The following is a 13264-nucleotide window of genomic DNA, read 5'->3' on the forward strand; positions in this document are numbered from 1 at the left end:
GACCGAGAGGGGAATGACCGTGAAGAAGATCAAGGTGGCGGTAGTGGGCGGCGGCACCGGGGGGTTGTGCCTGGCGCACGGCTTGGCGCGAGCCGGAGTCGAGGTGGCGGTGTACGAGCGAAGCCGCACGCGCACCGAACGTCTGCAGGGCTACCGCGTGCACATCGCGCCGATGGGGTCCGCCGCGCTGCACGAGTGCCTTCCGCCGGAGGCGTGGGACCAGTTTCTGGCCACCACGGGAGTCGCCGGGGACACGTTCGGTTTCGTCACCGAGCAGATGCGCGAGCTGGCGACCTTCGACGCTCCTCCCAATGCTGACCCGGCCGCCGCGCATCATTCGGTCAGCCGGATCTCGCTGCACCAGGTGCTGTCGTCCGGACTGGACGGGATTCTGTGGTACGACAAGGAATTCGTGCGTTACGAGACTGACGGCAAGGGCGTCGTCCTGCACTTCGCCGACGGCGCCACCGCCGAGGCGGATCTGGTCGTCGGCGCGGACGGGGCGAGCTCCCGGGTTCGTGGGCAGCTATTGCCGCACGCGAAGCGAGTGGACACCGGAATCCGCACTGTCATCGGCAAATTCCCGTTGACCGAAGAAGCCCGCGCCCAGCTTCCGCGGCGGCTGGCGACAGCCCCGACGCTCGTGCTGCCTCCGCCGGGCTGCGGGATGTTCACCGCACCGCACGAGTTTCCGGCGGCGTCGGCGAACGACGAGACCGCGGCCGTCGACCCGGTGCTGTTCGACAACACCAGCAGCTACGTGATGTGGTCCTACGGCGCGAAAGCCGAGCGCTTCCCGGCCGACCTCGCCGAGCTGGACGCTCCCGCACTCCGTTCGCTGATGCTGGACCGTATGCGCGACTGGCATCCGGCGTTCAGCCAGCTGGTGCGGGACTCGCCAGACGCCACGGTGGCCATGCTGCCGATCCGCACGTCGGTGCCCGCCCGCTCGTGGGAGACCGGCCCGGTCACCCTGCTCGGCGACGCCGTGCACAGCATGACGCCGTTCCGCGGCATCGGCGCGAACATCGCCCTGCGCGACGCACAAGTGTTGTGCCGCAACCTTTCCCGCGGCGGCGACGTAACTGCCGCGGTCGCCGACTACGAGCGGCAGATGCGGAAGTACGCGTACCGGCAGGTGCGTGGTTCCCTGCGCAGCGCCGAGCAGTTCGTGACGGCGAGCCGATTCAGCCGCGGGGCGATGCGCGCGTCGATGGCCGCGCTCGGGGCAGGACTTTCGCTGCGGCGGAAGCTGCGCGGCTGAGGTCAGCCCGCGCTGTACCAGCGCCCGCCCGGCGGCATGGCGTACTCCGTGTACAGAAGAGCGGCCAGCGTTTGCCAGCCGGTCTCGTCCGCGGCGAACGCCCGGCCGCCCGGCGCGATCAGCACGGCCTGGCCGCTCGCGTCGGCGACGAGCGAGATCGGCACGCGGAACTCGTCGTAGTCGTGCCGCACGAGCCAGCGCCACCCGACAGTAAACCGGCGGCGCGCGGTCACCGGATAACGCGCGTCGACGTCGGTGACCCCGGTCGTCCACAAAGGAGTGACGCGGAGCCCGGCCAGGTGTACCAGCTGCGGTTTCTTGCCGTCCGGTTCGAAACGGTAGTACGGACGCCTGCGCCACCGCTCCCAGCGCAGCCGCAGCCGCTCGCGGCGGATCGGGCCGCGCAGCCGGGAAAGCGCGTCGTCGACCAGCGCGAGCGCACGGGCGTAGTCAGCATCATCGCGGGACACGAGATTCTCCCCTCTCTCGCGCCCGAAACTAATGAAGCCGTTGGGGACCGGTCCCGCGCTGATTTACGCCTGCGCGCCGCCGCCACGCTGACGACGCTCGTCCACCTCGGACGGTGGCTCAGAGACGGTTCGGGGCCTCGATGCCGAGCAACGCCAAGCCCTGCACGAGCGTGCGCGACGTGAGCGTCGCCAGCTGTACCCGCGAAGCGCGCAGCTCCGGCGTTTCCGCGGTCAGCACCGGGCACTGTTCGTAGAAGCGCGAGAACGTGACTGCGGTGTCGTACAGGTACGTACACAGCTTGTGCGGCGCGTACGCGGACGTCGCCGCGCTGATCGCTTCGCTGAACCGCAGCAGCGTCAGCGCGAGCGCGCGTTCCGCTGGTTCTTTCAGCAGGACCGGAGCGTCCTTGTCAGTGTCCCCAACCTTGTCTCCGGCCTTGGCGAGGATCGACTCGATCCGCGCGTGCGCATACTGCAGGTAGACGGACGTGTTGCCGTCCTTGGCGAGCATGCGGTCCCAGTCGAACACGTAGTCGCGCTCGCGGTCGCTGGAAAGGTCGGCGTACTTCACCGCGCCGATTCCGACTGCGCGCGCGACTTCCTGCTGTTCTTCCTTGCTGAGTTCACTGCGCTCGGCAACGACTTCCGCGGCCTGCGCCACCGCTTCGTCGAGCAGGCTGGCGAGCTTGATCGTCTCGCCGGCGCGCGTGCGCATGACCTTGCCGTCCGCACCGAGGATTGAGCCGAAGCCGATGTGCTCGGCGTGCACACCGTCGAGCCAGCCGGCCGCGCGGGCCACCGCGAAGATCATCGCGAAGTGCTGCGCCTGCGGGGTGCCGACGACGTACAGCAGATCGGTCGCGCCGCGTTCGGCGGTCCAGTACCGGATGGTCGCGAGATCCGTGGCCGCGTAGCCGTAGCCGCCGTCTCGCTTGCGGACGATCAGCGGGAGCCGGTCGCCTTCGCGGTTGGTGAAGCCTTCGGGGAACACGCAGACCGCGCCGTCGCTGATCTCGGTGAGCCCGTCGGCTTCGAGTTCGTCGACGACATCGCCCAGGTACGGGTTGTAGAAGCTTTCGCCGTAGATGTCGTCGTCGGTGAGGGTGATGCCGAGCTTGCGGTAGGCCGCGTTGAAATGCCGGGTCGACTCGTCGACGAGTTCCTGCCAGAAGGCGAGCGTCTCCGGGTCGCCGCCCTGGAGTTTCACGACGCGCTCGCGGGAACGGGTCGCGAAAGCCTCGTCGGCGTCGAACTTCCGGCGCGCGGCCTGGTAGAACGCGTTGAGGTCGCTGCGGTCCCCGGACGGTTCGTCGAGATGGTGCTCGATGAGCATGCCGAACGGCGTGCCCCAGTCGCCGAGATGGTTGTGCGGCAGCACTTCGTGCCCGACGAAGCGCAGCAGCCTGCTGATCGCGTCGCCGATCACGGTGGAACGCACGTGCCCGACGTGCATTTCCTTGGCGACGTTGGGACTGCTGTAGTCGAGCGCGACCCGGCGCGGCTGCTCGGCTTCGGGAACGCCGAGCCGGTCGTCTTGGGCTTGCTCGGCGACGCGCTGCTCCAGCCATTCGCGGCGCAGCACGAAGTTCAGGAAGCCGGGCCCGGCGATCTCGGGTTTCTCGGCGACGCCGTCTAGCTCCAGGTTCTCGACGATCCCGGCCGCGACCTCGCGCGGCGGTTTCCCGAGCCGTTTGCCGAGGCTCATCGCCAGGTTGCACTGGTAGTCGACACCGTCGCGAGTGGACACCGCGACGAGCGCCGCGGACGGGTCGAGGTCGACGTCGAACGCGCGGCGGAGCGCGGCCACCACGCGTCGGGCCAGTTCCTCACTAACCTCGGGCTTGCGCACGGTGTCCCTCCTTCGCGTAGTCGATCGGTGAAGCCTACCGACCTCGCGCGAGCGGGTTCACCGCAGTTCGCTGCCGTTCGTTTCGGGCATCCGGAGGATCACGACGAACGCGATCGCCGCCCCGCCTGCGACGTACCAGAAGAAAGCGGTGGCCGCGCCCGCCGCGGACAGCGCGCTGAGCACGAGCGGCGCGGTCCCGCCGAACACCGCGACGGTCAGGTTGTACCAAGCGCCGATGCCGAGCCCGCGGAGCTCGGTGGGGAAGAGCTCGCTCATGATCGCCGGGGCGAGCGAGGTCATCGCGGTGTAGAGCGCGAGCCCGACACAGAACACGACGAGCAGATTCCCGAGCCCGGGCCGCACGAGGTAGGACAGCGGCACGATCACCAGCGCGGTCGCCGCGGACCAGACGAGCAGCTGAGGCCGCCGCCCGTAGCGGTCGGTGAGCGCGCCCATCGGGTACTGGAGGAGAACGAAAAGGGCAGTCGCCACGGAAAGCGCGAGGAAGGTGTCGACATCGTTCGCGCCGCGCCCCTTGACCGCGAACGACGGGAGGGCGCTGAAAAAGGTGTAGTAGCACAGCGTATTGAGCATCGAGAGCCCGATGAGCTGCCCGACCGCCCGCGGATGCCGGGTGAGCGTGGTGAGCAGTGGCCGCCGCACCTGTCGCGCGGTTTCCTTTTTCTCGTGGTACAGCTCGGTTTCCGCGAGACTGCGCCGCAGCCACAGCCCGACCAGTCCGAGCACCCCGCCGAGCAGGAACGGAATCCGCCAGCCGAACGAGGTGAGGTGCGCCTTGTCCATCGTGCGGGCGAGCACGAACCCGAGCACCGTCGCGAGCAGCACCGCGGACCCGGTGGAGATGTAGAAGAACGAGGAGTACCGCCCCCGCCGTTCCTTGGGCGCGACCTCGCCGAGGTACGCCGACGCGTTGGACACCTCGCCGCCGAGCGAAAGCCCCTGCGCGATCCGCGCGAGCAGCAGGAGAATCGGAGCCAGCCACCCGACCTGCGCGAACGTGGGCAGCACCCCGATCGCGACCGACCCGCCCGCCATCAGCGAAATGGTGAGCAGCATGGCGGGCTTGCGCCCGTGCACGTCGGCGAACCGTCCCAGCAGCACGCCGCCGAGCGGCCGGAAGAAGAACGCCAGCGCGTACGTGGCGAACGTGTTGATGAGGGCGAGCGTTTCGTTGCCAGGAGGGAAGAACGCGCCGGCGAAGTAGATGCTGAAGGTCGCATAGATCGTCCAGTCGAACCACTCGAGCGCGTTGCCCGCACTGGCCGCGAACAACCTCCGCACCGGCAACCGATGCCGGGCGACGCCTTCGGTCGTAGGACCGGCCATCGGCAACCTCCACACGTCCGCACGGGTGGAACGGGACTTTGCCAGAAACGCCCCGAGATCGGTAGATCCCTCCCAAGGATGGCAGTTGGTGCTTGTCCCACTGCGGTCTGTGACGCGGGATTGCCTTTCGCTGCAGGGGGATCGCGCGGGTTCCGGGGTGGTTTCCCGGTGGGGATGCGAGAGGTGGTGGGGATGGCGGTCTGCAAGTCGCGTCGGGGTGGCTGTCGCCGGGGTTGTGCGGCGACGCGGGTGGTCGCCGCGCGGAGACCGCGTGGGCACGAGCGGGCGCTGGGCGGCAGCGTAGGTGGGTGCTGTGCGGTGTGGGTGTTCTCGCACGCGGAGCGTGCGCACAGTCTGGGTGGGCGGTGTGCGGCAGCGTGGGCGGGTGGTGTCCGGTGGCTGCGGGCGGGTGGTGGTTGTGCGGTGGCTGGGCGTCAGCATGGCCGGGCTGCGGTGGGGGCGAGCGGTCGTTGCGTGCAGGTTGTGTGGCGGTGCGGATCGTCGCCGGATGGAGACCGGGCGAAGACCGCGTAGCGGCGCGGACGCGCACGCGACCCGCTCCGGCTGAGGCTGGCCGCGCCGGGCTGCTTGGCCGATGCTCGTCCCCGCCCCGCCCCGCCCCGCCCCGCCCCGCCCCGCTTCGTTCGTGCGGCACCCCGTCGTCGCGCGGCATGCGCCGGTTGCCTCGCCGCGCCGGTTCCGCAGGGCATCACTGATGCGGCGATCAGGCCAGATCAGCTTGGATCCACCCGGCCCCGGCTCTCGCCAAGGCGCTCCGTCTGCGCCGATCCGGCCCTGTGCGCTCACTGATCGGCGGCCGCAGCCGCCCCGCCAACTGCAGCTCCCGGCCACCCAAGCCGCTCCAGCCCAGCCAGCCCTCTGCTCGGCCACCGCCAGTCGAAGCCTCGGCCGCCCAAGCAGCGGCCCACCTAGCCGCCCAAGCTGCCCCAGCCCAGCCCAGCCCAGCCCAGCCCAGCCCAGCCAGCCCTGCCCGGCCAGACCTGCCCTGCTCAGCCCAGCCCGCCCAGCACCCCAGGCCCAGCGCCCCTCAAGCAGTGGTGGCCAACGCGAACGGCAACACCCCCTCCGCCCCGGCCTTGCGCAGCAGCCGAGCCGCCAGCGTCATCGTCCAGCCGGTGTCGATCAGATCGTCCACCAGCAGCACCGGCCCCCGAGTCTGCGCGACGCTCGCCGCCACGTCCTCCGGCAGGCTCAGCCTCCGCCACAGATCGGCCAGCCGTTGTGCGCTGTTCGCCTGCCGCGGCGGCGGCCCGGCCGACGCCAGCTCTCCCAGGTAGTCCAGGCGGCCGATCGCCGACAGCCGCAGCGCGAGGCTGTCCACCAGTTGCGGCCGGGTTGCCGAAGGGATCGCCACTACCGCCACCGGGCGTTGCGCCCATTGCCATCCGGCGAGCACCTTCACGCACGCGTCGAAAACCGAGTCGGGGACCTCGGTGTCCGCCGCGCCCGGGCCGAGCAGTTCGCGCAGCCGGCCGCCCCAGCCCACGTCAGTGAGCCGGCCCAGCACCTGTCCTGGCTCGGCCTGCTCCTCCGTCTTGATCCGGCCCGACAGCGGCACGTCGAGCCCTTTCATCCCGCTCGGCCACTGTTTGCGCGGTGCCACCTCGACCCCGGGCCGGTCCAGCCGTTCCCGCGTCGCACCAGCGATTTCCTCGGACACCGACGTGCTCCAGTGCTCCCCGGTGCAGTTGTCGCACCGGCCGCACGGCGCTGCTTCCGGGTCGTCGAGCTGCCGCCGCAGGTACTCCATCCGGCATCCGGCGGTACGGATGTACCCGAGCATCGCCTCCTGTTCGGCCGCCCGTGCGACGCTGACGCGTTCGTACCGTTCCCGGTCGTACTCCCACGGCTGCCCGGTGCTTTCCCAGCCGCCGCGCACCCGGCGCACCGCACCGTCCACATCGAGCACTTTCAGCACCATCTCCAGCCGCGAGCGGGAAAGCTCGACCGACGGCTCCAGCGCGGCTGTCGAAAGTGGACGGTCGGAGTACGCGAGCGCGTTGAGTACCTGCGTGACGCGCAGCTCGTCCGGGAACGCCAGCGACCCGAAGTAAGCCCAGATCGCCTTGTCCTCCCGCCCGGGAAGAAGCACCACCTCGGCCCGCTCGACGCCTCGACCGGCACGGCCGACCTGCTGGTAGTAGGCGATCGGCGACGACGGCGCGCCCAGGTGCACCACGAACCCGAGGTCCGGCTTGTCGAATCCCATGCCGAGCGCCGATGTCGCCACGAGCGCCTTGACCCGGTTCGCCAGCAGGTCGTCCTCCGCGGCCTGGCGGTCGGCCGGATCGGTCTTCCCGGTGTAGGCGGCCACCGGATACCCGCGGTCGGACAACAGCGCGGTGACGTCGTGCGCGGCGGCGACGGTGAGCGTGTAGATGATGCCTGACCCCGGCAGCTCGGCAAGGTGCTCGGCGAGCCAGGCCAGCCGCGCTTCGTCGCTCGGCAGCTCGGCCACGGCCAGCCGCAGGCTTTCCCGGTCGAGTGGACCGCGCAGCACGAGCGTGTCCGTCTCGCCGCCGATGCCGAGCTGCTCGGCGACGTCTGTGGCCACCCGGTCGTTCGCGGTCGCGGTGGTGGCCAGCACCGGAACGCCTTCCGGCAGGTCGCCCAGCAGCGTGCGCAGCCGCCGGTAGTCCGGCCGGAAGTCGTGGCCCCAGTCGGAAATGCAGTGCGCCTCGTCCACCACCAGCAGGCCGGCTCCGGCGGTGAGCTTCGGCAGCACGCTGTCACGGAAATCCGGATTGTTCAGCCGTTCCGGGCTGACCAGCAGCACGTCCACCTCGCCCGCGGCCACCGACGCCTGGACCTGGTCCCACTCCTGCGCGTTCGCCGAGTTGATCGTCGCCGCGTGGATCCCCGCACGCGCGGCGGCGGAGATCTGGTTGCGCATCAGGGCGAGCAGCGGCGACACGATGACCGTCGGGCCCGCTCCCTGTTCCCGCAGCAGCGCCGTGGCCAGGAAGTAGACAGCCGACTTTCCCCAGCCGGTGCGCTGCACGACGAGCGCGCGCCGGTGGTGCGCGACCAGTGCCTCGATGGCGGTCCACTGGTCCTCTCGGAGGGCTGCGTTGTCTCCGGCGAGCGCGCGGAGCAGGGCCTCGGCGCGGGTCCGCAAAGCTTCGGTGGTGTCCACGCCTCCCGGTCTACCCCATGCCCCCGACAATCCCGGAGCCGCCCGGGCGCGAACGGACAGTTTCCAGCCGAAAACGCAGAGTTATGTGACTCAAGTCACAACAGTAACCTAGGTCGCAGCCGCGAGAGGGAGCCCTCGCGCGCCCGCGCGTATAGGCTCACCGGCTATGTCACCACGCCGGATCGGGGTCATGGGCGGCACCTTCGACCCCGTGCACCACGGCCACCTCGTCGCGGCCAGCGAGGTCCAGTCGAGGTTCGCGCTCGACGAGGTCATCTTCGTGCCGACCGGGCAGCCGTGGCAGAAGTCCGGCCGCCGGGTCACCCGCGCCGAGGACCGCTACCTGATGACGGTCATCGCCACCGCGTCCAACCCGGTCTTCTCGGTGAGCCGGGTCGACATCGACCGCGGCGGCCAGACCTACACCGTCGACACGCTGCGGGACCTGCACGAGGAGTACCCGGACGACGAGCTGTTCTTCATCACCGGGGCCGACGCCCTCGAGCAGATCCTCACCTGGCACAAGGCCGACGAGCTGTTCGACTTCGCGCATTTCATCGGCGTCACCCGGCCGGGCTACCGGCTCAATTCGCACCATCTGCCCAGCGGCAAGGTCAGCCTGGTCGAGGTCACCGCCATGTCGATCTCGTCCACCGGCTGCCGCGAACGCGTCGAGCGCGGGGAGCCGGTCTGGTACCTCGTGCCCGACGGCGTTGTGCGCTACATCGCCAAGAAGGACCTCTACCGCAAGGACGCCGAGGCCTGACCAGGTACCCTCGTCCGGGCGTACCCCGAATCTGAAGGAGCACTGTGGCAGCGACGTCCGAGGCACGGGACCTGGCGGTGGCGGCCGCGCACGCGGCGGCGGACAAGCTGGCCAGCGACGTGGTCGTACTGGACGTGTCCGAGCAGCTCGTGATCACCGACGCGTTCGTGATCGCGTCCGCCGCGAACGAGCGGCAGGTCGGCGCGATCGTCGACAACGTGGAGGAGAAGCTCCGCCTGGAAGGGCACAAGCCTGTCCGGCGCGAGGGCGCGCGCGAGGGCCGCTGGGTGCTGCTCGACTACGTCGACGTCGTCGTGCACGTCCAGCACGCGGACGAGCGCTCGTTCTACGGTCTCGAGCGGCTGTGGAAGGACTGCCCGCGGATCGAGGTCGAAGGGCTGGCCACGGTCCCCGCCACCGACAGCGACGACGCGGACGGCCCGGAGGCGTGAGCCCGCGGCGGCTGCTGCTCTGGCGGCACGGCGAGACGGACTACAACGCCGCCGGCCGCATGCAGGGACACCTCGATTCGGCGCTGACCCCGGTCGGCTGGAACCAGGCGCGCTTCGCCGTGCCCGCGCTCGCGCGGTTCGCACCGGACCTGGTGATCGCCTCCGACCTGCGCCGCGCCACCGACACCGCGACGGTGCTCACCGAGGCGATCGGCGTGCCGCTGCAGATCGACAAGCGGCTGCGCGAGACACACCTTGGCGAGTGGCAGGGCCTGACCGGGGCCGAGGTCGACGAGAGCTATCCCGGAGACCGCGAGCTGTGGCGCGCCAACGCCGCGTGGGCCCCGCCCGGCGGCGAATCCCGGGTCGAGGTCGCCGAACGCGCCGCCGAGGTGGTCGACGACCTCATGCAGCCGAACTCCGACGCCGGGGAATCGGTCCTGCTCGCCTCGCACGGCGGGCTGATCCTCGCACTGACCGCGAAGCTGCTCGGCCTTCCGGTCGAGGTCTGGCCGTCGCTCGGCGGGATCATGAACTGCCACTGGGTCGACCTCGGCCATCGCGACGGGAAGTGGCGGCTGCACGCGTACAACGCGGGCATCACCGGCTGATTCGATGAGCCCGCAGCTGCTCGTCTTCGGCGATTCACTCTGTTTCCACGGCCCCGAAGGCCCCTGTGCGGCCGACGATCCGCGCCTGTGGCCGAACGTCGCCGCGAACGCGCTGTCCGGAAAAGCCGATCTTGTCGCGGGCATCGGCTGGACCGCGCGCGACCTGTGGTGGTCTCTCACCGGCGACCCGCGCGTGTGGGCGGATCTGCGCCGCGTCGACGCTGTCGTGCTCGCTGTCGGCCACATGGACACACTGCCGTCGCCGCTGCCGACCTATTTGCGTCAGGGACTTCGCTACCTTCGCCCCGACGGCGTGCGTCGCGTCGTGCGCGGTGCCTATCTCGCGGCGCAGCCACGGTTGTCTGTCGTGATGCGCGGACGTCCTCGCGTGCTTCCCGCGCGGCTGAGCGTGAGCTATCTGGACCAGTCCGTCGAAGCGTTGCGTGCGTTGCGGCCTGAGTTGCCTATTTTCGGAATGCTGCCTTCGGTACACCGCGCTGATGCGTACGGGCGCGTACACACGGGGCGCGCTGAAGCGGCCGCTGCGCTCGCTTCGTGGGCCGCGCGCCGCGAAGTGCCGTTGTTCGACACGCCCGGCGTGGTTGGCGAACATGTCTTGAGCGGCGCGGGAAATCCCGACGGCATGCACTGGGGATGGGCCGGACACGAAGCTGTCGGCACTGCGATGGCGAAGCTTGTCGCCCCGCACCTAGGCTCCGGCAACGTAGGCTGACGACGTGTCGGTCGCCGTGGTCACGGACTCCACCGCGCACCTGCCCGAAGGCTTCGCCGAGCGGCACTCGGTGCGGGTGGTGCCCCTGCACGTCCTCGTGGAAGGTGTGTGCTCCCTCGACGGCGTCGAAATGGGGCCCGCCGCGCTCGCGGAAGCGCTGGGGGAGCGCAAAATCGTCACGACTTCCCGGCCCACGCCGGCCGAGTTCGCCGCGGAATTCCGGGCCGCGCTCGACGCGGGCGCGGACGCGGTCGTCTCGGTGCACCTGTCGAGCGAGCTGTCCGGCACCTGGGAAGCCGCCGTTCTGGCTGCGGAGGAAGTCGGCTCGGATCGGGTCCGCGTCGTCGATTCCCGCACCACAGCGATGGGTTTGGGGTTCGCCGCCTTGCACGCCGCGGCCGCCGCTGAGTCCGGAGCCGGTCCCGCCGAGGTCGAAGCGGTTGCGGCGGAAGCGGCTGAACGGTCGTCCACGCTGTTCGTGGTCGAGACGCTGGAACACCTGCGGCGCGGCGGCCGGATCGGTTCGGCGGCGGCCTTGTTCGGCACCGCGCTCGCGGTGAAACCGGTGCTGCACATGTCCGACGGCCGGATCCTGCCGCTGGAGAAAGTGCGCACGATGAACCGGGCGATCAGCCGTTTGGTCGAGTTGTCCGTGCAGGCGGCGGGCACCGGACCGGTCGAATTGGCGGTGCACCATCTCGCCTCTCCGGAGCGCGCCGTCGAATTGGCGAACCGGCTGGAGGAAGCGATCCCGGGGTGCGCCGGGGGATGCGTGGTGTCGGAGATCGGCGCGGTCATCGGCGCGCACACTGGCCCTGGCGTGCTCGGCGTGGTCGTGCAGCGCGCTAGCTGAGTTCCTGGTTGCCGAACCGCGCGAGCAGATGCCAGACCCGTTTGAGGTCTTGCTCGTCGTGGCCAGTGGCGTTTCCGAGTATCCGGGGATCGAGGCGTCCGTCCTCGGCGAGTTCGGCGCCGAGCGCGGTGAACTCGGGGCCGCGGTAATCGGAGTGCTGGAGCAGTTCTTCAGTGGCGAGGCAGAACCCCTCGTGCCATTCGACTTCGCCCAGTTTCCGGGCTGCTGCCTCGATTTCCGTTCCCCGGTAAGAGGGATCGAGAACCAGAGCTTCGACGTCCCGGGCCAGGTCCACCACTCCGTGCACCTGCGCCTCGATGTAGTCGTCCAGCAGGTCTCTGCTGTCTGCTTCGGCGATCGCGACCAGGTCGGACAGCCGCTTCTCGACGCCGAAAGACGTCGGCTCGAAGACGCTGTCCGGATAGGTGAAAGTGGCGCGGGACATCGTGTGCCGGGCCAGTCGCAGATACGCAGAGCCGAATCTCGGCGAACCGCCGGTCTTCCGGCCGCGAAAATTCAGCGATCCGTATTTCGGCCGGTGCGTCGGCGCGGCCCCGTCGTAGGCACCAGCGAACAACCGGCTTTCCCAGCGCCAGCGGTCTCCTCCGGGGTGGGCGGTCAGCCCGCCGTTGCTGACCCCGGTCTCGAACTGCGAGCGATACCGGCCGTCTCGAGCCATGCGTTCCAGGATCGGTACCCCGTTGACGAGCCGGTCCGGGTGGAAATGCAGCGTGACCCGCCACGACGGATCCGCCGGCCCGCCGGTCGCAAGCTCGGTGACGTGGGCGACCGCGAGTTCCCCGGGCTCCATGCGGATCACGGCCAAGCCATCGTGATCGTGCGCTCGAAATTGACGTACCCGGCGCGCCGGAACGCGTTCGCCATGGGGACATTGCCGAGGTCCGTCGCCGCCCGGATGCGCGGAACATCTTGTTCGACAAGGATTCTGGTGCCCTCGGCGAGAATTTCGTCGATGTAGCCGGTGCCGCGATGCTCGGGCAGGACCGCGAGATACCCGATGATCGGGTTGTAGTCGTTGCGGGCCGGAGTGACGAACCCGACCGGCTCGCCGTCGGGCAGCGTGGCGACTCGCCACCATTCGCGGGGACTGCGGTAGTGCGCCAGTTCGTCCTCGTAATGCCGGATCGCCGCTTCGCGGGCGGACATCCGGGTCAGGTCGGCGCGACTGTGCGCGTCGAGCGTCCCGTCCAGGACCCGGGTCATGAGGTCGAGGATCTCGTCCTCGTCGCGGATCTTCCGGAAGAGCAGCCGTTTTCGAGGCGGGGCGCCCGGTGTCCCTGGCCGCCATTCGAAACGCAGCCGCTCCGCGAGCAGGTGGGCGCCGGTCTGGCGCAGCGCGGTCATCCGGTCTTCGACCACGCTTCGGGTCTCAGCTTTTTCGCGCCACTCAACGGGGACTATCCGGTGGTAGACCGGAGGTCGAGTGCCTGCGGGCAGGATCTCCGCCATCGCGGTCCGGAGCAGCCGCGCGCCGACGGCCGCGTCCTCGAGATCGAAAAAGTCCAGCAGGAACGGGACCGGTTCCTCGGCCCGGCCCCACCATGCGGCCCTGGCGACGAGTTCGCCGCCGCGGAGCGCGACCCACATCCAGTCCGGCCTGCGACGGCCGGTGGCGAGGTCGTCGGCGAGTTCGTGGTCGAGGGCGTAGGCGAGCTGGCAGAAGAGATCGAGTTCTTCGGCCCCGGTGATCGGACGCAAGGTCAGGTCGGTGTGGTTCACAGGTGCGCAAGCTCCGTTCGAC

At 69.9% G+C, this 13264-nt stretch carries 12 protein-coding genes; 6 read left to right on the forward strand and 6 right to left on the reverse strand.

From position 1 onward, the window contains the following. Nucleotides 1-13 precede the first annotated feature (13 nt). Entirely contained in the window at nucleotides 14-1264 is a 1251-nt protein-coding gene (locus tag ACZ63D_RS19990) for an FAD-dependent oxidoreductase (RefSeq protein WP_465355808.1), read from the forward strand. A 2-nt stretch (nucleotides 1265-1266) separates the two neighbouring features. Here ACZ63D_RS19990 and ACZ63D_RS19995 read toward each other — a convergent pair whose 3' ends face one another. The 4 genes from ACZ63D_RS19995 to ACZ63D_RS20010 form a co-directional block, all read right to left on the reverse strand. Beyond that, nucleotides 1267-1734 (reverse strand): hypothetical protein, encoded by a 468-nt coding sequence (locus ACZ63D_RS19995; RefSeq protein WP_465355809.1) that lies wholly within the window; start codon nucleotides 1732-1734, stop codon nucleotides 1267-1269. Between the two features lie 118 nt (nucleotides 1735-1852). After that, complete coding sequence (gene argS / locus ACZ63D_RS20000; RefSeq protein ID WP_465355810.1) at nucleotides 1853-3583, reverse strand: arginine--tRNA ligase; 1731 nt, start codon at nucleotides 3581-3583, stop codon at nucleotides 1853-1855. 57 nt (nucleotides 3584-3640) lie between these two features. Then, nucleotides 3641-4930 carry an MFS transporter gene (locus tag ACZ63D_RS20005; RefSeq protein ID WP_465355811.1) on the reverse strand — a complete coding sequence of 430 codons (1290 nt, stop codon included), beginning with the start codon at nucleotides 4928-4930 and terminating at the stop codon, nucleotides 3641-3643. A gap of 1048 nt (nucleotides 4931-5978) precedes the next feature. After that, complete coding sequence (locus ACZ63D_RS20010) at nucleotides 5979-8087, reverse strand: RecQ family ATP-dependent DNA helicase (protein ID WP_465355812.1); 2109 nt, start codon at nucleotides 8085-8087, stop codon at nucleotides 5979-5981. A 166-nt stretch (nucleotides 8088-8253) separates the two neighbouring features. Here ACZ63D_RS20010 and nadD point away from each other — a divergent pair, with 166 nt between their 5' ends. From nadD to ACZ63D_RS20035, 5 genes are read left to right on the forward strand one after another with little or no spacing between them, the layout of a single operon-like run. Next, the gene (nadD, locus tag ACZ63D_RS20015; RefSeq protein WP_078870493.1) at nucleotides 8254-8853 is read left to right on the forward strand and encodes a nicotinate-nucleotide adenylyltransferase; all 600 of its coding nucleotides are present in this window, start codon (nucleotides 8254-8256) and stop codon (nucleotides 8851-8853) included. A 44-nt stretch (nucleotides 8854-8897) separates the two neighbouring features. Further along, nucleotides 8898-9305 (forward strand): ribosome silencing factor, encoded by a 408-nt coding sequence (gene rsfS / locus ACZ63D_RS20020; RefSeq protein ID WP_465355813.1) that lies wholly within the window; start codon nucleotides 8898-8900, stop codon nucleotides 9303-9305. Continuing rightward, nucleotides 9302-9916, forward strand: coding sequence for a histidine phosphatase family protein (locus ACZ63D_RS20025; RefSeq protein WP_465355814.1), 615 nt, complete (start codon nucleotides 9302-9304; stop codon nucleotides 9914-9916). Before rsfS ends, ACZ63D_RS20025 begins: the two co-directional genes overlap by 4 nt. 4 nt (nucleotides 9917-9920) lie before the next feature. Next, a complete protein-coding gene (octT, locus tag ACZ63D_RS20030; protein ID WP_465355815.1) occupies nucleotides 9921-10649 on the forward strand; it encodes a diglucosylglycerate octanoyltransferase in 729 nt (242 codons plus the stop codon). Between the two features lie 4 nt (nucleotides 10650-10653). Further along, the gene (locus ACZ63D_RS20035; RefSeq protein ID WP_465355816.1) at nucleotides 10654-11502 is read left to right on the forward strand and encodes a DegV family protein; all 849 of its coding nucleotides are present in this window, start codon (nucleotides 10654-10656) and stop codon (nucleotides 11500-11502) included. Here the strand turns inward: ACZ63D_RS20035 and ACZ63D_RS20040 are convergent. Together ACZ63D_RS20040 and ACZ63D_RS20045 are read right to left on the reverse strand one after the other, a co-directional pair. Then, nucleotides 11495-12313 carry a DUF3626 domain-containing protein gene (locus ACZ63D_RS20040; protein ID WP_465356297.1) on the reverse strand — a complete coding sequence of 273 codons (819 nt, stop codon included), beginning with the start codon at nucleotides 12311-12313 and terminating at the stop codon, nucleotides 11495-11497. The genes ACZ63D_RS20035 and ACZ63D_RS20040 overlap by 8 nt on opposite strands. Before the next feature lie 5 nt (nucleotides 12314-12318). After that, a complete protein-coding gene (locus tag ACZ63D_RS20045) occupies nucleotides 12319-13242 on the reverse strand; it encodes a GNAT family N-acetyltransferase (RefSeq protein WP_465355817.1) in 924 nt (307 codons plus the stop codon). Nucleotides 13243-13264: the final 22 nt, after the last annotated feature.

The organism is Amycolatopsis sp. NPDC104775 (assembly GCF_055583325.1).